We start from the raw sequence: 19927 nt of genomic DNA, 5'->3' as shown, positions 1-19927 counted from the left end.
GGGGCGCCCGGACACTCGACAGCCGGCAGGACGGCCTCGGCAGGCGCCTCGCGGCGCGCCATGGCCATCGCGCTCGGTCTTTCCGCAGCAGCCGTGCCGGTTGCGCTGCTGGCCGCCTTCCCGGCGCTCGCGCAGGAGCAGAGCGATTCGTCCGGCACCCTCCAGCTCGGTACCGTGGAGGTGGTCGCCACCACCCCGCTCTCCGGCACCGGCATCGATGCCGACAAGGTACCCGGCGCCGTCACCATCATCGGCGCCGACCAGTTCGACCGGCTGAACTCCTTCGCCGTCACCGACGGCCTGTTCCAGTACACGCCCAGCGCCAACACGTCCGACGTGCAGGGCAACGCCTTCTTCCAGGATTTCCGCTACCGCGGCTTCGCGGCCTCCCCGCTCCAGGGCACGCCGCAGGGCATCGCCGTCTACCAGAACGGCATCCGCCTCAACGAGGCCTTCGGCGACACGGTGAACTGGGACCTCATCCCCGAGGTCGCCATCAGCCGCGCCGAAGTGTTCTCCAACAATCCCGCCTTCGGCCTCAACGCGCTGGGCGGCGCCGTCTCTATCCAGATGAAGAACGGCTTCAACTATCACGGCTTCGAAGGCAGCATTCAGGGCGGGTCCTACGGCCAGATCGGCGGCAACATCCAGTATGGCGGCGAGAAGGACGGCTTCGGCGTCTACGTCGCGGCGGATGCCGTGCATTCCGATGGCTGGCGCCTGCAATCGCCGTCCGACCTCGCCCGCTTCTACGGCGACCTCGGCTGGAAGAACGACAAGACCGAGGTCCACCTCGTCGCCAGCGCCGCCACCACCAATCTCGGCGTGGTCGGCCCGACCCCGGTGGAGATGCTGAACCAGAACTGGAACTCCATCTACACCTGGCCGCAGACCACCGAGAACAACGTCGGCATGCTGGCCCTGAATGGCAAGTATGACCTCACCGATACCTGGCAATTGCAAGGCAACCTCTATGCCCGCAAGTTCAGCCAGGCGCACGTCGACGGCAACGACGCCGATCTGGAGGCCTGCTCCAACAAGTGGAATCCGGGTGTCGGCAACACCAAGATGTGCCTGGAAGAGGACCAGTTCACCGGTCCGCCCGGCGGCGGCAACCCGGCCACCAACCCGGCCTATGCCGCCTTCCGCAGCCAGATGGTCCTCTACGACCAGAACGGCAACACCATCCCGTTCACCACGCTCGGACCCAACCAGCTCTACGGCGTCATCAACCGCACCTGGACCGACACCACCACCTATGGCGGCTCGGTGCAGGCGACCAGCACCGACAAGCTGCTGGGCCACGACAATTACTTCGTGGTCGGCGGCAGCATCGATTCCAGCGACATCAATTTCCGCTCCAATACGGAGCTGGGCATCACCAACACCAACACCCTGCAGGTGGTGGGCACCGGCACCTACCTGAAGAACATCCCCAATTATTCGCTGCCGGACCAGTATCAGGTCTTCTACCTGCCGGTGGATCTCAACGCGAGCACCCGTTACTACGGCCTCTACGCTACCAATGCCTTCGACATGACCGACCGGGCCACCCTGACCATGGGCGCGCGCCTCAATATCGCGCAGATCTCCATGCAGGACGGCACCGGAACGAGCCCGCAGCTCAACGGCGACTACACCTTCGCCCGCATCAACCCGCTCATCGGCCTCACCTACAAGCTCACGCCGGAAGCCACCCTCTATGGCGGCTATTCGGAATCCAACCGCGCGCCCACCCCACTGGAGCTGAACTGCGCCGATCCCAACCGGCCGTGCCTGCTCGAGAACTCGCTGGTGGCGGACCCGCCGCTCAACCAGGTGGTCTCCCACACCTACGAGGTGGGCCTGCGCGGCAACGGCATGCTGTTCGGCGGCAAGGTGAACTGGAAGCTCGGCGTCTATCGCGTGGACAGCGACGACGACATCGTGTCCCTCGCCAGCCAACAGACCGGCTACGGCTATTACACCAACGTGCCCGCCACCCGCCGCGAGGGCTTCGAGGCGGAGATGCAGTATGTGAACGGGCCGTGGAAGTTCTACGCCAACTACGCCTATCTCAACGCCACCTACCAGTTCACCGGCTATCTCGCCTCCCCCAACAATCCCTACGCCAATGACGGGCAGGTTCTGGTGACGCCGGGCGACACCATCCCCGGCATCCCCACCCAGACCCTCAAGCTCGGCGTCGACTACATGGTGACGCCGAAGTGGAAGCTCGGCGGCGATGTGATTGCCGTCTCCAGCCAGTATTATGTGGGTGACGACGCCAATCAGGCGCCCATGCTGCCCGGATACTGGGTCGCCAACATCCACACCTCCTATCAGGTGACGGACAACATCCAGGTGTTCGGCTACATCAACAACCTGTTCAATGCCCGTTACGCCACCTACGGCACCTTCTTCGACACGGAATATCTCGGCCTCAACAATCCGCAGATGCAGTCGCCGGGCCAGCCCTTCTCCGCTTATGCGGGCCTGAAGGCGACCTTCTAACCGGCGGCGCGCCTGCTGGCGGCGGGCGCGCGCTTCATCTGCGTGATCGGGCGATCGGACGGGCGCAGGGGCTCTTCGATCGCCGCTCTCAGGGCGGACCCGGGGCGCATACCGGGTCCGCCCCCTGTCTCTCTCCTCGGGCGTTCTCCCCTTCAATGACCTCCGTCCACGCGCTACCTTCCGCGCCGCCCATCCGGGCCTGTTCATTGCCGGTGATCTCTGCCCGATGACCCCTCCCACCGATTCCGCCCTGCCTCTCTCGATCGACGAGGCGATCCGCTCGCGCCGCTCCATCCGTGCCTTCCTGCCGACGCCGATCGAAGACGAGATCGTCGCGCGCATCCTGGAGCTTGCTGCCCGCGCGCCCTCGGGCTCCAACATTCAGCCCTGGCGCGTGCGGGTGCTGCGCGGTGCGCCCCTCGTCACGCTGACGGCCGAGCTGCACGCGCTCTCCCTTTCCGGGGATCGCGGCGCCGAGGAATATGCTTACTACCCCCGCAAATGGCGCGAGCCCTATCTCGCCCGCCGCCGCAAGGTGGGCTGGGACCTCTACGGCGCGCTGGGCATCGGCAAGACCGACACAGGCCGCATGCGGGAGCAGCATGCCCGCAATTTCCTGTTCTTCGATGCGCCGGTGGGCCTCATCTTCACCATCGACCGCGACATGGAAGCGGGCTCCTGGCTCGATTACGGCATGTTCCTGCAGAACATCATGATTGCCGCGCGCGGTCTCGGCCTCCACACCTGCCCGCAGGCTGCCTTCACGCTCTACAGCACCTTGATCGCGCAGCGCCTCGCCATCCCCGACACCGAAATGGTGATCTGCGGCATGGCGCTCGGCTATGCCGACCCCGCGGCGCCGGAAAACAATTTCGAGACGGTGCGCGAGCCGCTGGAGAATTTCGCGCACTTCGTCGACACCCTCGCCTGAATGGGCCGCGCCGGCCGCACCCGGCCGCCGGCTCAGGCCAGCCCTGCCTCGGCCGCCGTGACGAGCGTCGTCTTGGAGCCGATGGCGTTGAGGGCGATGCGGTGCACCACCTCGATGGGGGCGGTGCACAGGTCGCCGATCACCTTCACCGAAAAGCCGTCCGCATCCCGCGACAGCGCGGTGAAGACCACGCAGTTCTGCGTCATCATTCCGCACACGAGAAGCTCGTCCGTGCCGGCGAGCTGCGCGGCAAGGTCCGTCTCCTGGAAGGCATCGGCGAAGCTTTTGGTGACGAGGGGCGCGTCCCCCGCCGCGGCAAGGATCGCCGGACGGATGGCGATGCCCGGCCCGTCCGCAGCGAACAGGCCCTTCGGTGCGGTGGAGACATGGCGCACCAGCACGATGCGGTCGCCAGCCGCCCGCGCCTTGCCGATGGCGGTGACGATGCGCGCCTCGGTCTCCTCCGCCTGCCAGAGCGGCAGCACGCCGCCGGGGAAATAATCCTGCTGGATGTCGATGACGAGAAGGGTGCGGCTCATGGCTGGCTCCTGTGAATGCCCCCCTTCTAGAACCGCGCGGTGCGGGCGATCAGTGGCCTGATGGACAAGAATAATGTAAATCGGGCCAATGCGCCTTGCCATCCTCGCCTATGACGGCATCAGCCCCTTCATGCTGTCCACGCCGCTCGCGGTGTTCGGCGAGCCCTTCCTCGCGGCGGGCCACAGCGTCGATGTCTGCGCCGAAGCGCCCCGCCTCTCGGCGACGGGCGGCCTCGTGATCGAGGCGCCGCATCCCCTGTCCGCCGCCCGCGCGGCGGATGTTGTCATCCTCCCCGGGTGGCGGGACGCGGACGAGCCGGTGCCGGAGGCGCTGGTGGCGGAGCTCAGGGCGGCGGAAGCGCGGGGCGCGCTGGTGGTGGGCCTGTGCCTCGGCGCCTTCGGGCTGGCGCAGGCCGGCCTTCTCGACGGACGGCGCGCCACCACGCACTGGGCGCGGGCGCAGGCCTTCGCGGCGCGCTATCCCAAGGTTCGGGTGGATGCCGGGGCGCTGTTCGTGGACGAAGGCCAGATCCTGACCTCGGCCGGAATCGCGGCGGGTCTCGATTGCTGCCTGCACCTTATGGCGCGGCTCTCCGGCGTGGGAGAGGCGAACCGGGTGGCGCGCCACCTCGTGGTCGCGCCGCAGCGGGCCGGCGCGCAGCCGCAGATCATCGCGCGGCCGACCATCGCCACACCCGCCGACAAGAAGGTGACCGATCTGCTGGAAAGCCTGCGGGCCGATCCTGCGCAGACGCCCGCACTGGACGATCTCGCCGTCCGCATGGGCATGAGCCGGCGCAGCCTCACCCGTCACATCCGCGCACGCACCGGCGGCAGCCTCGGGGACTGGCTGAAGCGGGCGCGGCTGGCGCAGGCGCAGGATATGCTCGCCGCGGGCGCCCGCGGCCTCGATGCCATCGCCCAGCGCTGCGGTTTTGCCGACGCGCAGGCCCTGCGGAACGCCTTCCGCGCGGAACTCGGCACCACGCCGCGCCAGTGGCTGGCGCGGCAGCGGCTGGATTGAGCGGCGCCGCCCGTTCGGACGGCGCCCTTTTCCGGAGCCTCAGGCGCCCTTGAGCGCGGCCTGGAGCTTTTCTTCCTGCTCCTTGGAGAGGCTGGTCTGCAGCACGGTACCGCCGAACTGCGCCATGTCGGCCACCACCTTGTCGGCGGTCACCTTGCCCACCAGCACGCACAGCGCCGCCTGGTTCGGGCCGAGGGCCGAGCTTGCCTGCCTGATGAAGTCGTCATTGATGCCGACATCGGTGAACTTGCCGGCCAGCGCGCCCGCACCGGCGCCGATGGCCATGCCGAGCAGCGGGTTGAGGAACAGCAGGCCGACGAGCCCGCCCCACAGGCCGCCCGAAGCTGCGCCGGCGACGGTGGTGTTGATCATCTGGTGCAGCTTGATCGAACCATCTTCCTGACGGACCGCCACCACCGCGTCGCCGAGCTCGATCAGATATTCCTTCTGGAGCTTGAGCAGCTCCTGCCGCGCGGCCTCCGCCTTGGCCTCGGAATCATAGGCAATGATGATGAGGTCGGCCATCTTGGTCTCCAGCTCCCGTCGACAGGCATCGCTTCGCGCCCGCCGCCCTCTCTACAGGCCAAGTCGCGCCGATGCGCAACCCCCTTGGACAGCCAAACCCGCCACGAAAACCGGCCCGCCCGTCGCAAGGGCGTCACAGACCGGAGCGGTGGGGGGCAGCCTCGATGCGGCGACAGGGCACTGCTGTGGACGTTTTGTCCAATGGCTGCCGCACCGCAACACGGCGACAAGGTCTGGGTGCGAATGGACGCCGAGGCCATGTCAGGAAGATCGAGGCAGCACCGCGCGGGACGGCTCGTCGTCACCGCAGCCGCAGGGCTCCTGATCGCGCTCGCTTCGCCCCGTCCCGGCGTGGCCGCGTCCGACGCCGAACGCAGCGCGCTGGGCGCGATGCTGTTCTCCGATCCCGACCTTTCCGCGGGACGCAACCAGTCCTGCGCCACCTGTCATGATCCGGCGCACGGCTTCGCCGACCCGCGGAAAGACGCTGCCAGCGGCGCCATCTCCCTCGGCTCGGACGGACACGCGCGCGGCGTGCGCAATGCGCCCACGGTGAGCTATGCGGCCTCCGCGCCGCGCTTCCACAGGGACGAGCAGGGCCGCTATGTCGGCGGCCAGTTTCTGGACGGCCGCGCCGATACGCTGGAGGCGCAAGCCGGGGGGCCGCTGCTCAACCCCGTCGAGATGGCGATGCCGAGCAAGGCGAGCGTGGTGGCGCGGCTGAAGGAGAAGCCGGCCTATGTGGAGGCCTTCGGCCGGCTGTTCGGGCCCGACGTCCTCGCCAGCGACGCCCGCGCCTTCGCCGCCCTCACCGAGGCGCTGGCGGCCTATGAGCGCAGCGCGGAGGTTTCGCCCTTCGATTCGAGATATGACCGCTCCCTGCGCGGCGAATACAAGATGACGGATCAGGAAGAACTGGGGCGTGTCCTGTTCTTCTCCACCCAGTTCACCAACTGCCACCTCTGCCACCAGATCGAGCCGCAGGGGGGCGGCCGCGAAACCTTCTCCAACTACCAGTTCCACAATATCGGCGTGCCGGCGAACCCGGATCTGCGCGCGCCCACCGATCACGGCCTGCGTGCCGGCCGGCACCTGAAGGACCGCCGGCAGGATGGCCGGTTCAAGGTCCCCACCCTGCGCAATGTCGCCGTCACCGGCCCCTACATGCACAACGGCGTGTTCAAGGACCTGCGCACCGTCATCCTCTTCTACAACAGCTATGTCACCAAATCGGACGCGCGCCGCATCGACCCCGAGACCGGCCGCCCTTTCGCGCCCCCGGAGGTCGGCAGCACGATCTCCCGCAAGGAGCTTCTGGACGCGCCCGCCCTCGACGACAAGCGCATCGACGCGCTCGTCGCCTTCCTGAAGACGCTCACGGACGCGCGCTACGAGCCGCTGCTCGCGCCATGAGCGCATACGAGATCTGCCCCATGTCGACCCATCCGAAATCAATCCGGTCGCGCCGCAGGGCGCAGCCAGAGACAAGGAGACCGGACCGTCCCGGCAGATCCCATGATCCTCGATACCGTCGACCTCTCGCGGTTGCAGTTCGCTGTGACCGCGCTCTACCATTTTCTCTTCGTGCCGCTGACGCTCGGCCTCTCGGTCCTGCTCGCCATCATGGAGACGGTCTATGTGATGACCGGCCGGCCCATCTGGCGCCATATGACCAAGTTCTGGGGCACGCTGTTCGGCATCAATTTCGTGCTGGGGGTGGCCACCGGCATCGTCATGGAATTCCAGTTCGGCATGAACTGGAGCTATTACAGCCACTATGTGGGCGACATCTTCGGCGCGCCGCTCGCCATTGAAGGCCTGATGGCCTTCTTCCTGGAGGCAACGTTCGTCGGCCTGTTCTTCTTCGGCTGGGACAGGCTGTCGAAGGTGGGGCACCTCGTTACCACCTATGCGGTGGCGCTGGGCTCGAACCTCTCCGCGCTGTGGATCCTCATCGCCAACGGCTGGATGCAGAACCCCACCGGGTCGGCCTTCAACCCGCAGACCATGCGCATGGAAGTCACCGACTTCTACGCCGTGCTGTTCAATCCGGTGGCGCAGGCGAAGTTCGTGCACACCGTCTCGGCGGGCTATGTCACCGCCTCCTTCTTCGTGCTGGGCGTCTCCGCCTGGTACCTGCTGAAGGGGCGCCACACCGACCTTGCGAAACGGTCCATGACGGTGGCGGCCTCCTTCGGCCTTGCCGCGTCCCTGTCCGTGGTCGTGCTGGGCGACGAGAGCGGCTATCTCGACGGCGAGCACCAGAAGATGAAGCTCGCCGCCATCGAGGCCATGTGGGAGACCGAGCCCGCGCCGGCCGGCTTCACCATCGTCGGCCTGCCGGACCAGCAGGCGCGCGAGACGCGCTTTGCGGTGCGCGTGCCGTGGGTGCTGGGCCTCATCGCCACACGCACGCTGACGATTGAGATTCCCGGCATCGAGGAACTGGTCGGCCACGCCGAAACCCGGATCAAAAGCGGCATCCTCGCCTTCGACGCCCTGCAGCAGATCCGCGCCGCCGGCAACAGCGCGGCCATCGCGCCCGCGGTGAAGCAGGCGTTCGAGGACAATGGCGGCAACCTCGGCTACGCCCTCCTGCTGAAGCGCTATGTGGACGACCCGCGCAAGGCGACCGCCGCCCAGGTGAATCAGGCCGCCTGGGACACGGTGCCGAACGTGCCGACCCTGTTCTGGTCGTTCCGGGTGATGGTGGGGCTCGGCTTCTTCTTCATCGCCTTCACCGCGCTCCTCTTCTACCTGTCGGCCCGGCGTCGGCTGGACCGCAGCCGCACGCTGCTCTGGATCGCGGTCCTCGCCATCCCGCTGCCGTGGATCGCGGCGGAACTGGGATGGGTGGTGGCCGAGGTGGGTCGCCAGCCCTGGATCATCGAGGGCGTGCTGCCCACCGCCGCCGCGGTCTCCAGCCTCGGTGCCGGGACGGTTCTGGCGACGCTCGCCGGATTTGCCGCCATCTACACGGTGCTGATCGTCATCGAGATGACGCTGATGCTCCGCGCCATCCGCAAGGGACCGGAGCCGGACGACGCCCCCGAGGCCCGGCTCATTCCCCCCGCATTCGCCGCCGCGGAGTGACTGCCATGATCCTTCACACCCTCATCGACTACGACGCGCTGCGCGTCATCTGGTGGCTGCTGCTCGGCGTGCTGCTCATCGGCTTCGCCATCATGGACGGGTTCGATCTCGGCACCGGCATGCTGCTGCCCTTCGTCGCCCGTACCGATCTGGAACGGCGCGTCGTCATCAACACGGTCGGTCCCGTCTGGGAGGGCAACCAGGTGTGGCTCATCCTCGGCGGCGGAGCCATCTTCGCCGCCTGGCCGCCGCTCTATGCGGTGTCCTTCTCGGGCTTCTACCTCGCCATGTTCGCCATCCTCTTCGCGCTGATCCTGCGGCCGGTGGGCTTCAAGTATCGCTCGAAGCGCGAGGGCATGGCCTGGCGCTCGGCGTGGGACTGGGCGCTGTTCGTGGGCGGGCTGGTGCCGGCGCTGGTCATGGGCGTCGCCGTGGGCAACGTGCTGCAGGGCGTGCCCTTCCACCTCAACGACGAGCTGCGCATCTTCTACGACGGCACCACCCTCATCGAGCTCTTGAACCCCTACGGCCTGCTGTGCGGGCTGCTGAGCGTCGCCATGCTGGGGATGCACGGGGCCAACTGGCTGGTGCTGAAGACGGAGGGCGAGGTGGAGGCACGGGCCCGCGCCATCGGCAGCGGGGCGGCGCTCGCAACCGTCCTGCTCTTCGTTCTCGGCGGGGTCTGGCTCTATTTCGGCGTCAGCGGCTACCGGATCGTCGGCGAGATCGCCAAGGACGGCCCCTCCAATCCGCTGGCCAAGGCGGCGGAGCTTTCGCCCCACGCCTGGTTCGCCAATTATGCGACGCGGCCATGGATCATCGCCGGACCGCTCCTCGGCATCGTCGGCGCGCTGGCGTCGTTCGCGGCGCTGCGTGCGCGGCGGGAGATCGGTGCCATCCTGGCGAGTTCCCTCGCCATCTTCGGCATCATCTCGACGGTGGGGCTCTCCATGTTCCCGTTCATCCTGCCATCCTCCATCGACCCGCGGTCGAGCCTCACGGTGTGGGATGCCTCTTCCAGCCATCTCACCTTGTTCATCATGCTGGTCTGCGCCGTGATCTTCGTGCCCATCATCATCGCCTACACCACGTGGGTCTACCGCGTGCTGTGGGGCAAGGTGGACGCGAAGGCCATCGCCGATGGCTCCGGCCACGCCTACTGAGGGAGCTCAAAGATGTGGTACTTCGCCTGGCTCCTCGGCCTGCCCCTGGCCGCCGCCTTCGCCGTGCTCAACGCCATGTGGTTTGAGCTGATGGACGACCGCGCCCGCACGCTCGCGAGCAAATCCGGTCAGAAATAAACCTCGACCAAGGCCGGTGCCGCACGCAAGTTCGGCACCGGCAGCTGCTTTTTCTGCCGTTCCACTTGCCCGGAGCATATCGAAGCTTCGTCGGCTTGGACCGTTTGTCCAATCGTGCCCTGCCGCGGCCTCACCATAGTGGGGCCATCCGCGAACACAGCACGACGGACCCATGATGATCGCCCATGCTCTTTCCAGGCTGGGGGCCTGGCTTGCCGCCCGGCCCGACCGGCTCACGGTGGTGAATGCCCTGCTTCTCACCGCCATCCTGATCCTGCTCGGCTCAGCCGACCTGTTCCGCTTCGTCGGCGGCTCCGCCGTCCTCCTGTGCGCGGCCGCGATCCTGGTCCGGACCCTGCGGCGCATGGACGGCAACCCGCTGCCCCTGCACCCCTACGATCTCGCCGTGATGCTCGCGCCGCCGGCCATCGCCGCTGCGCTCGCCGTGCTCGCCATCATCCTCGTGGTCGGCCATGCCCCCGGCAGCTTCGCCCACACCATGGGCCTCGTGCTGTTCACCATCGAATTCGCGCTGCTGGCACTGGGAGCGAGCGATGGCGCGCCCGAAGCTGCGAGGGCATGATGGACTTTCCCGTCTTCCACCTCGACATCCTCGGCAATCGCGGCCTCATCGCCACCATCGCCATCCTGCACGTGCTCATCAACCACGGCCTCGCGGTGGGCCTCATGCCGCTTGTCGCGGCCATGGAATGGTATGGGCACAAGCGCGGCGATGCGCGCTGGGACAAGCTCGCCTACCGCATCCTGTTCTTCGCCTTCCTCATCACCACCACGGTCGGCGCGCTGACCGGCGTCGGCATCTGGCTGTCGGTGTCGCTGGTGAACCCCTATTCCATCGCCAGCCTCATCCGCGTCTTCTTCTGGGCGTGGTTCGTGGAATGGCTGGTGTTCATCACCGAGGTCTGCCTGATCCTCGCCTATGCGCTCACCTGGAAGAAATGGACGACGGGTGCCGCCAAGGTGCGCCACATCCGCCTCGGCTTCGCGCTGGCCTTCTTCTCATGGGTGACGATGGCCATCATCGTCTCCATCCTCGGCTTCATGATGGACCCAGGGAACTGGCTCTCCGAGCACACCCTGTGGAGCGGCTTCACCAATCCCGTCTACCTGCCGCAACTCGCCTTCCGCACGCCGCTCGCGGCCGCCATGGCGGGGGTCATCGCCATGTTCCTCGTGCCCTTCTTCGTGAAGCGGGACGATCCCTTTCGGGCGACGGCGCTCCGGGCCATCGCGGTCTGGACGCTGGTGGCGGCGCCGCTCGTTCTGGCCGGCGGGCTCTGGTACTACGCGGTCGTGCCGGAGGCCATGCGCGAGAATTTCGGCGTGGCGCTGGCCAGCCTGCAATTCGCCGAGTGGCAGCAGAAGTTTCTGGAGATCGCGGTCGTCACCGTGGTCGCCATCCTCGCCGTCGTGCAATGGGCGATCACCAGGCCGCAGCTCCTGCCGCGCATCGTCCTGATCGTGCCGTTCGTCGCCATCCTGTGGATGACCGGACACTTCGAGCGGGTGCGCGAATTCGTCCGCAAGCCCTATGTCATCGGCAGCTACATGTATGCCAACGGCTTCCGGGTGGACGACTACGCCCTGCTCCAGCGCGACGGCGTGCTCGCCTATGCCACCTATTCCAACCCGCTGACGGACGCCGAGAAAGCCGGCCTGCCCGACGGGCTGGCCGCGCCTGAACGCGCGGCGCTGCTGACGCGCATCCAGGCGGGCAAGGACGTGTTCATGAACACCTGCTCGCGCTGCCACACCGGGCACGGCGTGAATTCCATCACCGGCCATCTCCAGCGCATGTTCGGCGACCAGCCGTGGAAGAGCGAACTCACCGCCGGCTACATCGAGAACATGCACGAGGCCCAGCCCTTCATGCCGCCCTTCCCCGGCAATGCACGGGAGCTGGAACTGATGGGCGCCTATCTCGAGCACCTCCAGCACAATGCTGCGCCCATCCCGGGCGCCCAGCAGGCCGGCGTCGTCGTCATCACGCCGACGCTGCGCGCCGCCCTCACCGGCACTCCACCCCTCACCCAGGCCTCCGCAACGCCCCTCACGCGGGAGACCAGCACGCGATGAACCCCAACGTTCCTGTTCCCCACGACATCCCGGTCCCCCACGACATTCCCTTGCCCATGCCGGCGCCGGAGCCGGTGCTGGTGGCGGTGCTGATCGTCTTCTTCCTCATGCACATCGCCTTCGTGAACTTCATGGTGGGCGGGGCCTTGCTGTCCTTCATCTATGAAGCGCGCGGGCTGAAGCAGAAGCGCTACGACCGCCTCGCCTATGAGATCGCCTCCACCATCACCGCCAACAAGAGCATCGCGGTGGTGCTGGGGGTCGGGCCGCTGCTGGCGATCAACACGCTCTACACGGTCTATTTCTACACCGCGAATGCACTCACCGGCGCGCTGTGGGTGTCCATCATCCCGCTGGTGGTGATCGCCTTCGTGCTCACCTACATCCACAAATATCTCTGGCACCGCATGGAGCGGATGAAGGCCCTGCACCTCGCCATTTCCGGGGTCGCGTGCCTGCTCTTCCTGTTCATCCCGCTGATCTTCCTCACCAACATCAACCTGATGCTGTTTCCCGAGAAATGGGGAACGGTGCACGGCTTCCTCTCCGCCCTCGCCTTGCCCAACGTGCTGCCGCGCTACGCCCATTTCGTGCTCGCCTGCCCGGCCATGGTGGGGCTTTTCCTCGTGTGGCTGTTCCGCCGGCGGAGCGATGCGGAGATCGCCGACACCGGCTTCAGCCGGGCCGAGCTGATCCGCCTCGGCTATCGCTGGGCGTTCTGGCCGACCATGGCGCAGTTCCTCGTCGGCCCCGTGGCCCTCTTCACCCTGCCGCACACCAGCGGCTCGCAGGCCGGCGCCTTCGGCCTGTTCGGCCTCTCCATCCTCGTGTCGCTGGCGCTGTGCGTGGTGATGATCCGCGAGATCCGCGGGCCCGACGGCGCCATCGGCCGCATGTTCGGCCTCGCCGCCTCGCTGATGCTGGTGGTGGTGGTGCTGATGGGCGCCGGGCGGCACCTCTATCGCGAGGCGGCGGTGAGCGAGCATCGCGAGATGGTCCGCGCCAAGACGCTTGAGTACGCGCGCAAGGCCGAGGAGGCCCGCCGGCAGGCCGCGTCCGCCACGGCGGCGGCGGTGAAATGAGCCCGGCGCGCGGGGTACGGACTTCCCCGGAGGCGGAAAGGTCGCGTTGCCTCGCGTGCCGACGGGGCGATAGTGGTCGCGGTCCAGCTGCCGCAACCGGGGAGTGACGTCGGCATGAGCGTGACTGCCATCGAGAGCGACGCCACGCGCGACAATCTGCGGCTGCTCATATCGCTGCGCTGGCTCGCCGTGGCGGGGCAGATCGCGGCCATCGCCTTCGTGCATCTGTGGCTGGGCATCTCCCTGCCGCTGGCCGAGATGGGGCTGGTGGTCCTCTTCCTCGTCGGCCTCAATCTCGTCAGCCTTCACCGGGCGCTCAGCGCGGTGGAGGTGACGCAGACGGAACTCTGCATCGAGCTGCTGCTCGACGTGGCGGCGCTGACCCTCCAGCTCTATCTGAGCGGCGGCGCCACCAATCCCTTCATCTCGCTGTTCCTGCTGCAGGTGATCCTCGGCGCGGTGCTGCTCGCGCCGGCCATGGCCTGGGTCATCGTGCTCGTCACCAGCCTGTCCTTCATCTGGCTCACCCACTTCTATCGGCCCATCGACTTCGGCAACCATGTGGGCGGGCACCACCACGCCGAGCGCACCTTCTTCGACCTCCATGTGCAGGGCATGTTCCTGTGCTTCATCCTCGCCTCGGTGCTCGCGGTGGTGTTCGTGACCCGCATCACCTCCAATCTGCGCCGGCGCGACGCCCACCTCGCCGAAGCCCGGCGGCGCGCGGCCGAGGAGGAGCACATCGTGCGCATCGGCCTCCTCGCCTCGGGCGCCGCCCACGAGCTTGGCACACCGCTGGCGACGCTCTCGGTCATCCTGAACGACTGGCAGCACATGCCGCGCTTCCGCGACGATCCTGCCTTCGCCGAGGAGCTGGCGGAGATGCAGACCGAGATCGGCCGCTGCAAGTCCATCGTCTCGCATATTCTCATGGTCGCCGGCGAGGCGCGGGCCGAGGAGGCCCAGCGCAGCCCGCTGTCGGATTTCCTGGACGAGATGGTGGAAAGCTGGGTGCAGAGCCGCCGCCCCAGCGCCCTCGACTACGCCAATGCCACCTCGAAGGGGGTCGCGATCACCGGGGACGGCGTGATCCAGCAGGCCCTGTTCAACGTGCTCGACAATGCGCTGGAAGCTTCGCCCGGCGGCATCAGCGTCCTGGCCGCGGAAGAGGGGGAAGACCTTGTGATCCGCGTCACCGACCAGGGTCCCGGCTTCGCTCCCGATGCCCTCACGCAGCTCGGCCGGCCGTTCCAGTCCAGCAAGGGCGAGGCGGGGCGCGGGCTCGGCCTGTTCCTCACCATCAACGTGCTGCGCAAGCTGGGCGGGGATATCGAGGCCGGCAACCTTGCGGGCGGCGGCGCCTTCGTCGAGCTGCGCCTGCCGCTGGAGGCCCTCGCCGTGGACTATGCCGATGTCGCGTGAACGGGACCTCCTTCTAGTCGAGGACGACGCCACCTTCGCCCGGGCCCTTCAGCGTTCGTTCGAACGCCGGGGCTACAGCGTGCGGCAGTGCGGGCGCATCGGCGACCTTCCCGAGGTGCTCGCCGGCTTTCACCCCGGCCGCGCCGTGGTGGACCTGAAGCTGTTCGACGCCTCCGGCCTCGAATGCATCCAGCAGCTGCGCACCTTCGATCCCGACATGAAGATCGTGGTGCTGACGGGCTTCGCCAGCATCGCGACCGCGGTCGAGGCGATCAAGCTCGGCGCCTGCCACTACCTCGCGAAACCGTCCAACGCCGACGATATCGAGGCCGCGTTCGCGCGGCAGGGCGGCAACCCGGACGTGCCCCTCGGCGTGCGGCCAAGCTCCATCAAGACGCTGGAGTGGGAACGCATCCACGAGACCCTGGCGGAAACCGACTTCAACGTCTCCGAAACCGCCCGCCGCCTCGGCATGCACCGCCGCACACTGGCCCGCAAACTCGCCAAGCGCCGGGTGACATAGACCGCACGCGCCATCATCGCGTGGCCGGAGGCCGAATTCCGGCGCCTCATGGCCAAGACCAAGTTGCCTCGTCCGGGAGCCGCGCCTAGCGTGCGCGTCGAACCGGCGGTTGGGGGCCGGGAAGCCGGCTTGCACCGTCGGCTTCCGCCTGTCCGCGTCTGCCGGCGGAGAGGAAGCAAGGCCCGTTGTGACCCAGCCGGCTCCCGCGCGTCATCCGCCTTGCAGATGCCCACCTCGCGGAGCGCGGCCGACACAAAAGACCTTAGGCGGCAAGGAGGGATGAAATGCGTAAGACGACATTGGCGATCGCAATGACTATGGCATTGACCCCCTGCATTGCGGCCCGCGCTGCCGAGCCGGATGACAGCGAGGTCATGACGGTCGTGAATCAATATCTCGCCGACATGAACCAGGGCGCGGCAGAGAAGTTCGTCAAGCTGTGCGCACCGCAGACCATCATCATCGATGATTTCCCGCCCCATGTCTGGCAAGGCCCCACGGCGTGCATGGACTGGCTGACCGCCTTTGCGGCATTCGATGCGAAGGCGGGCATCACCCCGCGTGCGGTGACCGTCGACAAGCCATGGCGCGTCAGCGTCACCGGCGACGTCGCCTATGTCGTGATGCCGGCAACGTACAAGTATACGGAAGGCAAGGAGAAGATCACCGAGGCCAATTCCGTGTGGACCCTGGCGCTCCGGAAAGGTCCGGATGGCTGGCGCATCTCGGGATGGGCCTGGGGACAGCGATAGCCAGCCCGCCCTTCCAGCTCGGCCGTGCCCTCCCGCTCAGCCAGCGCGCCCTGCCCGGCTGTCGGAAGACGGGCGAGACCGGCGTGAGGGACTGCGAAGGAGCGACAGCGCAACGATGTCGCCCCTGTGGGCGCCCGGCTAGGCGAGTACGGCCCGCACTTCGGCCTCGTCCAGCACGTCGTCCAGGGTTCGCCTGAGGCGCGACAGAAGCAGGTCCATTTCCTCGGCGGTGCAGGTCAGCGCGGGCGCGAGGCCGATGGTGCCGTCAGCGAAGGCGCGGAAGATCAGGCCATTGCGGTAGCCGGCCTCGAACAGGCGGTGCGGCAGCTCCACGGCGGGATCGAAGCGCGTCTTCGCCGCCTTGTCGCGCACGAGTTCCAGCGCGCCGAGCAGCCCGCGCGCGCGTGCGTCGCCCACCAGGGGATGATCGACGAGGCCGTCGAGCCCCGCCGCAAAGGCCGGCCCGCGCGCCTCTCCATTGGCGAGGATTCCCCCCTCCGTATAGAGGCGCAGCACCTCCAGCCCCACCGCCGCGCTCACCGGGTGGCCGGAATAGGTGAAGCCGTGCCCGATGGGCGCCTCGGGCGCCAGACCGTCAGCGATGGCCTGATAGATCCGGTCCGACATGAGAACCGCGCCCATGGGCACGTAGCCGGCCGTCAGGCCCTTGGCGACGGTCATCAGGTCCGGCGACACCGCCTCCGCGTGACAGGCGAAGATCGGCCCCGTGCGGCCGAAGCCGGTGATGACCTCGTCGGCGACGAACAGGATGTCGAGGCGTGTGCAGGTCTCCCGCATGGCCTTCAGCCAGCCGGGCGGCGGCACGATCACGCCGCCCGAGCCCTGCACGGGCTCGCAGAAGAAGGCGGCCACGTTTTCAGCCCCGAGTTCGGCGACCTTCGCCTCCAATGCTGCGACGGAGGCGGCGATCACCGCTGCGGGGTCGTCGCCCACCGGGTTGCGGTAGGGATAGGGCGAGGCGATGGTGTGTTGGCGCGGCGTCGGCACATCGAAATGGGCATGGAACGCCGGCAGCGCGGTGAGGCCCGCCCCGGTGGAAGACGAGCCGTGATAGCCGCGCTCCAGCGAGATGAAGTGCTTCTTCGCCGGCCGTCCGGTGGAATTGAAGTAATGCGTGATGTAGCGGACCGCGCTGTCCACGGCGTCCGATCCGCCGAGGGTGAAATAGACATGGTCCAGTCCTTCCGGCGCCAGCTCCGCGAGGCGCGCCGCGAGGCGGATGGAAGGTTCCGAACCGAAGCCGAAATAGCCGGTGGCATAGGGCAGGCGGCGCATCTGCTCCGCCGCGACCTGCACGATGCTCTCCTGCCCGTAGCCGACATTCACGCACCACAGGCCGGCGAAGGCATCCAGCAGCTCATGCCCCGAGGCGTCCCGCAGGAACATGCCGGAGGCGGACTGCAGCACGGTGACACCGTGCTTCTCATGGCCGCGGAACGACATGACCGGATGGATGAGGTGATCGCGGTCGAGAACCTGAAGCGAATTCGCGGGCATCGCGTGGTGCGGCCGGGCGTCAGGCGAGGGCATCGGCGATTGCCTTTCCGCAGCTCAGCGTGTTGGCGGTCCCACCTATATCGGCCGTGCGGCCCGCAGGTTCGGCCAGCACCCGCTCGATGGCGCGCTCGATGGCATTCGCGGCGTCCATTTCCCCGAGATGCTCGAGCATCATGGCCGCGGACCAGATCTGGCCCACCGGATTGGCGATGCCCTTGCCGGCGATGTCCGGCGCCGACCCATGCACCGGCTCGAACAGCGAGGGGAAGGTGCGGTCGGGGTTGATGTTGCCGGACGGCGCGATGCCGATGGTGCCGGTGCAGGCGGGGCCGAGATCGGAGAGGATGTCGCCGAACAGGTTGGAGGCAACCACCACGTCGAACCGATCCGGATGCAGCACGAACTGCGCGGTGAGGATATCGATGTGGTACTTGTCCGTGCGCACCTCCGGGTAGGCGGCCGCCATCGCCTCCACCCGCTCGTCCCAATAAGGCATGGTGATCGCGATGCCGTTGGACTTGGTGGCCGAGGTCAGGTGCCGGTTCGGCCGCCGCATGGCCAGCTCGAACGCGAATTTCAGGACGCGGTCGACGCCGTGCCGCGACATCACCGTTTCCTGGATCACCAGCTCGCGGGGCGTGCCGGGATACATGCGCCCGCCGATGGAGGTGTATTCCCCCTCCGTGTTCTCGCGCACCACCCAGAAGTCGATGTCGCCGGGCTTGCGGCCGACGAGGGGGCAGGGAACGCCGGGCATCAGCCGCACGGGCCGCAGGTTCACATACTGATCGAACTCCCGCCGGAACTGGAGCAGGGAGCCCCAGAGCGAGACATGGTCCGGCACCGTATCCGGCCAGCCCACCGCGCCGAACAGGATGGCGTCCGAGGTGCCGACCCGCGCCTTCCAGTCCGCCGGCATCATCTCGCCATGGCGGGCGTAGTAGTCGCAGCAGGCGAAGTCGTGCCAGGCGAGATCGAGGCTGAAGCCATAGAGCGCCGCCGCCTTCTCCAGCACGCGCACGCCCTCGGGCATCACTTCCTTGCCGATGCCGTCTCCGGGGATGACGGCGATGCGATAGTGTCTTGCGGCCATGGTCACGTTTCCTGCGCTATGTGGGAGATTGGGGTCAGACCGGCGCCGTGAGGCGCAGCCCACCCATGTGAAAGGCCTTGGGTTCCAGATATTCGGCGATGCCGAGATAGCCGCCCTCGCGGCCGAGCCCGGATTGCTTCACGCCGCCGAAGGGCGCCACCTCCATGGAGATGGCACCGGTGTTGAGCCCCACCATGCCGAATTCCAGCGCCTCGCCGACCCGCCAGGCGCGGTGCATGTCCTCGGTGAAGAAATAGGCGGCGAGTCCGTAGGGAGTCCCGTTGGCGATGGCGATCGCCTCCGCCTCGGTCTCGAACCGGAACACCGGGGCGACGGGGCCGAAGGTTTCCTCATTGGCGAGCCGCATGTCGGTGGTGGCGCCGGTGAGGAGCAGCGGGGCGACGAAATTTCCGTCCGCGCAGGAGGTCTCCGCCTGCTGCGCCACGCGCGCGCCCTTGGCCACCGCGTCGGCCACGTGCGCGTGCACCTTTTCGGCGGCAGCCCGATTGATGAGCGGGCCGATGCCGACACCGGGCTGCGTGCCCGGCCCGACCTTCTGCGCGGCGATCCGCGCGCCGAGGCGGGCGACGAAGGCGTCGTGGATGCCGGCCTGCACCAGGATGCGGTTGGCGCACACGCAGGTCTGTCCGGCATTGCGGAATTTCGAGACCATGGCCCCCTCCACCGCAAGGTCGAGGTCGGCATCGTCGAAGACGATGAAGGGCGCGTTGCCGCCCAGTTCCAGGCTCAGCTTCTTCAGCGTCCCCGCCGACGCGCGCATGAGATGGGCGCCGACCCTGGTCGAGCCGGTGAACGAGATCTTGCGGACCGCGGGGTTGGACGTGAGCTCCTCGCCGATGGCGGCCGGCAGGCCCGTCACCACCGAGATGACGCCGGCGGGAATGCCGGCCCGCTCCGCGAGCTTCACCACCGCCAGAGCGGAAAACGGCGTCAGTTCCGACGGCTTGATGACCATGGTGCAGCCGGCGGCGAGGGCCGGCGCGCATTTACGCGTGATCATCGCGATGGGAAAATTCCACGGCGTGATGGCGGCGGTGACGCCGATGGGCTGCTCCAGCATCAGGATGCGCCGGTCGGTGCCGGGTGCCGGGATGGTGCGGCCGTAGATGCGCCGTGCCTCCTCCGCGAACCACTTCACGAAGGAGGCGCCGTAGCGCACTTCCCCCTCCGCCTCGGCCAGCGGCTTGCCCTGCTCGGCCGTCATGATCCGCGCGAGGTCGGCAGCGTTGGCGAGGATGAGGTCGTTCCAGCACTCCAGCAGGCGCGCGCGCTCCGCCGCCGGCACTGAACACCACGAGCGGAACGCCGTCTCCGCCGCCGCGATGGCGCGCCGCGTCTCGGCCGCGCCGCAGGCCGGAACGGTGCCCACGACCTTGCCCGTGGCGGGGTCCTCCACGGCGAGCGTCGCGCCGTCATCGGCGACACACCACTGGCCGCCGATGAAGGCCGCCTGGACGAGGAGGCTCGGGTCGGCGAGGGCGAGCAAGTTTTCAGCGGCGAGGGACATGGGCGA

At 67.7% G+C, this 19927-nt stretch carries 18 protein-coding genes; 13 read left to right on the top strand and 5 right to left on the bottom strand.

All coding sequences use genetic code 11. The annotated features are described in order from the left end of the window. Nucleotides 1–60 precede the first annotated feature (60 nt). Together V5F74_RS20270 and V5F74_RS20265 are read left to right on the top strand one after the other, a co-directional pair. Entirely contained in the window at nt 61–2493 is a 2433-nt protein-coding gene (locus tag V5F74_RS20270) for a TonB-dependent receptor (protein WP_029556644.1), read from the top strand. 226 nt (nt 2494–2719) lie between these two features. Then, on the top strand, nt 2720–3424 hold the full coding sequence (locus tag V5F74_RS20265; RefSeq protein WP_394009825.1) for a nitroreductase: 705 nt from the start codon (nt 2720–2722) through the stop codon (nt 3422–3424). Nucleotides 3425–3456: 32 nt separating this feature from the next. On the opposite strand, the gene V5F74_RS20260 is transcribed toward V5F74_RS20265, so the two are convergent. Beyond that, nucleotides 3457–3963: an isochorismatase family protein gene (locus V5F74_RS20260; RefSeq protein ID WP_394009824.1), complete on the bottom strand. Its 507-nt coding sequence runs from the start codon at nt 3961–3963 to the stop codon at nt 3457–3459. Nucleotides 3964–4051: 88 nt separating this feature from the next. On the opposite strand from V5F74_RS20260, the gene V5F74_RS20255 reads away from it, so the two are divergent. Next, entirely contained in the window at nt 4052–4987 is a 936-nt protein-coding gene (locus V5F74_RS20255) for a GlxA family transcriptional regulator (protein ID WP_394009823.1), read from the top strand. 39 nt (nt 4988–5026) lie between these two features. On the opposite strand, the gene V5F74_RS20250 is transcribed toward V5F74_RS20255, so the two are convergent. Further along, the gene (locus V5F74_RS20250) at nt 5027–5512 is read right to left on the bottom strand and encodes a DUF1269 domain-containing protein (RefSeq protein WP_394009822.1); all 486 of its coding nucleotides are present in this window, start codon (nt 5510–5512) and stop codon (nt 5027–5029) included. Between the two features lie 201 nt (nt 5513–5713). On the opposite strand from V5F74_RS20250, the gene V5F74_RS20245 reads away from it, so the two are divergent. The 10 genes from V5F74_RS20245 to V5F74_RS20200 all read left to right on the top strand — a co-directional run bounded on the left by V5F74_RS20245 (nt 5714) and on the right by V5F74_RS20200 (nt 15782). After that, nucleotides 5714–6925, top strand: coding sequence for a cytochrome-c peroxidase (locus tag V5F74_RS20245; protein WP_394009821.1), 1212 nt, complete (start codon nt 5714–5716; stop codon nt 6923–6925). Nucleotides 6926–7027: 102 nt separating this feature from the next. Then, the gene (locus tag V5F74_RS20240) at nt 7028–8605 is read left to right on the top strand and encodes a cytochrome ubiquinol oxidase subunit I (protein ID WP_394009820.1); all 1578 of its coding nucleotides are present in this window, start codon (nt 7028–7030) and stop codon (nt 8603–8605) included. A gap of 5 nt (nt 8606–8610) precedes the next feature. Next, a complete protein-coding gene (cydB, locus tag V5F74_RS20235; protein WP_394009819.1) occupies nt 8611–9768 on the top strand; it encodes a cytochrome d ubiquinol oxidase subunit II in 1158 nt (385 codons plus the stop codon). Nucleotides 9769–9780: 12 nt separating this feature from the next. Next, nucleotides 9781–9906: a cytochrome bd-I oxidase subunit CydX gene (cydX, locus tag V5F74_RS20230; RefSeq protein ID WP_024277007.1), complete on the top strand. Its 126-nt coding sequence runs from the start codon at nt 9781–9783 to the stop codon at nt 9904–9906. A 172-nt stretch (nt 9907–10078) separates the two neighbouring features. Beyond that, nucleotides 10079–10489: a hypothetical protein gene (locus V5F74_RS20225; protein ID WP_394009818.1), complete on the top strand. Its 411-nt coding sequence runs from the start codon at nt 10079–10081 to the stop codon at nt 10487–10489. Further along, complete coding sequence (locus tag V5F74_RS20220; protein ID WP_394009817.1) at nt 10486–12003, top strand: c-type cytochrome; 1518 nt, start codon at nt 10486–10488, stop codon at nt 12001–12003. The genes V5F74_RS20225 and V5F74_RS20220 overlap by 4 nt, the downstream gene beginning before the upstream one ends. Then, nucleotides 12000–13085: a hypothetical protein gene (locus tag V5F74_RS20215; RefSeq protein ID WP_394009816.1), complete on the top strand. Its 1086-nt coding sequence runs from the start codon at nt 12000–12002 to the stop codon at nt 13083–13085. Before V5F74_RS20220 ends, V5F74_RS20215 begins: the two co-directional genes overlap by 4 nt. Nucleotides 13086–13199: 114 nt before the next feature. Continuing rightward, entirely contained in the window at nt 13200–14507 is a 1308-nt protein-coding gene (locus tag V5F74_RS20210) for an ATP-binding protein (RefSeq protein WP_394009815.1), read from the top strand. Then, on the top strand, nt 14497–15030 hold the full coding sequence (locus V5F74_RS20205) for a response regulator transcription factor (protein ID WP_394009814.1): 534 nt from the start codon (nt 14497–14499) through the stop codon (nt 15028–15030). Before V5F74_RS20210 ends, V5F74_RS20205 begins: the two co-directional genes overlap by 11 nt. A gap of 284 nt (nt 15031–15314) precedes the next feature. Then, nucleotides 15315–15782 carry a YybH family protein gene (locus V5F74_RS20200; RefSeq protein ID WP_394009813.1) on the top strand — a complete coding sequence of 156 codons (468 nt, stop codon included), beginning with the start codon at nt 15315–15317 and terminating at the stop codon, nt 15780–15782. Between the two features lie 138 nt (nt 15783–15920). Here V5F74_RS20200 and V5F74_RS20195 read toward each other — a convergent pair whose 3' ends face one another. The 3 genes from V5F74_RS20195 to V5F74_RS20185 are packed head-to-tail and all read right to left on the bottom strand — an operon-like array spanning nt 15921 to nt 19921. Continuing rightward, a complete protein-coding gene (locus tag V5F74_RS20195) occupies nt 15921–17300 on the bottom strand; it encodes an aminotransferase class III-fold pyridoxal phosphate-dependent enzyme (protein ID WP_394009867.1) in 1380 nt (459 codons plus the stop codon). Nucleotides 17301–17319: 19 nt separating this feature from the next. Continuing rightward, nucleotides 17320–18393, bottom strand: coding sequence for a tartrate dehydrogenase (locus V5F74_RS20190; protein WP_394009812.1), 1074 nt, complete (start codon nt 18391–18393; stop codon nt 17320–17322). A gap of 34 nt (nt 18394–18427) precedes the next feature. Beyond that, nucleotides 18428–19921 (bottom strand): NAD-dependent succinate-semialdehyde dehydrogenase, encoded by a 1494-nt coding sequence (locus V5F74_RS20185; RefSeq protein ID WP_394009811.1) that lies wholly within the window; start codon nt 19919–19921, stop codon nt 18428–18430. Between the last annotated feature and the right edge of the window lie 6 nt (nt 19922–19927).

The sequence above is a fragment of the Xanthobacter aminoxidans genome, from assembly GCF_043193615.1.
Classification (GTDB): Bacteria; Pseudomonadota; Alphaproteobacteria; order Rhizobiales; family Xanthobacteraceae; genus Xanthobacter; species Xanthobacter aminoxidans.
The sequence above is the reverse complement of the archived record's forward strand: the minus strand, read 5'-3'. Positions and strand labels throughout refer to the sequence as shown.

Excerpts from the sequence above, each read along its gene's own strand:
- V5F74_RS20270 (WP_029556644.1), top strand. The coding sequence starts at position 61 with ATGGCCATCGCGCTCGGTCTTTCCGCAGCAGCCGTGCCGGTTGCGCTG.
- V5F74_RS20265 (WP_394009825.1), top strand. The coding sequence starts at position 2,720 with ATGACCCCTCCCACCGATTCCGCCCTGCCTCTCTCGATCGACGAGGCG.
- V5F74_RS20260 (WP_394009824.1), bottom strand. The coding sequence starts at position 3,963 with ATGAGCCGCACCCTTCTCGTCATCGACATCCAGCAGGATTATTTCCCC.
- V5F74_RS20255 (WP_394009823.1), top strand. The coding sequence starts at position 4,052 with ATGCGCCTTGCCATCCTCGCCTATGACGGCATCAGCCCCTTCATGCTG.
- V5F74_RS20250 (WP_394009822.1), bottom strand. The coding sequence starts at position 5,512 with ATGGCCGACCTCATCATCATTGCCTATGATTCCGAGGCCAAGGCGGAG.
- V5F74_RS20245 (WP_394009821.1), top strand. The coding sequence starts at position 5,714 with ATGGCTGCCGCACCGCAACACGGCGACAAGGTCTGGGTGCGAATGGAC.
- V5F74_RS20240 (WP_394009820.1), top strand. The coding sequence starts at position 7,028 with ATGATCCTCGATACCGTCGACCTCTCGCGGTTGCAGTTCGCTGTGACC.
- cydB (WP_394009819.1), top strand. The coding sequence starts at position 8,611 with ATGATCCTTCACACCCTCATCGACTACGACGCGCTGCGCGTCATCTGG.
- cydX (WP_024277007.1), top strand. The coding sequence starts at position 9,781 with ATGTGGTACTTCGCCTGGCTCCTCGGCCTGCCCCTGGCCGCCGCCTTC.
- V5F74_RS20225 (WP_394009818.1), top strand. The coding sequence starts at position 10,079 with ATGATGATCGCCCATGCTCTTTCCAGGCTGGGGGCCTGGCTTGCCGCC.
- V5F74_RS20220 (WP_394009817.1), top strand. The coding sequence starts at position 10,486 with ATGATGGACTTTCCCGTCTTCCACCTCGACATCCTCGGCAATCGCGGC.
- V5F74_RS20215 (WP_394009816.1), top strand. The coding sequence starts at position 12,000 with ATGAACCCCAACGTTCCTGTTCCCCACGACATCCCGGTCCCCCACGAC.
- V5F74_RS20210 (WP_394009815.1), top strand. The coding sequence starts at position 13,200 with ATGAGCGTGACTGCCATCGAGAGCGACGCCACGCGCGACAATCTGCGG.
- V5F74_RS20205 (WP_394009814.1), top strand. The coding sequence starts at position 14,497 with ATGTCGCGTGAACGGGACCTCCTTCTAGTCGAGGACGACGCCACCTTC.
- V5F74_RS20200 (WP_394009813.1), top strand. The coding sequence starts at position 15,315 with ATGCGTAAGACGACATTGGCGATCGCAATGACTATGGCATTGACCCCC.
- V5F74_RS20195 (WP_394009867.1), bottom strand. The coding sequence starts at position 17,300 with ATGCCCGCGAATTCGCTTCAGGTTCTCGACCGCGATCACCTCATCCAT.
- V5F74_RS20190 (WP_394009812.1), bottom strand. The coding sequence starts at position 18,393 with ATGGCCGCAAGACACTATCGCATCGCCGTCATCCCCGGAGACGGCATC.
- V5F74_RS20185 (WP_394009811.1), bottom strand. The coding sequence starts at position 19,921 with ATGTCCCTCGCCGCTGAAAACTTGCTCGCCCTCGCCGACCCGAGCCTC.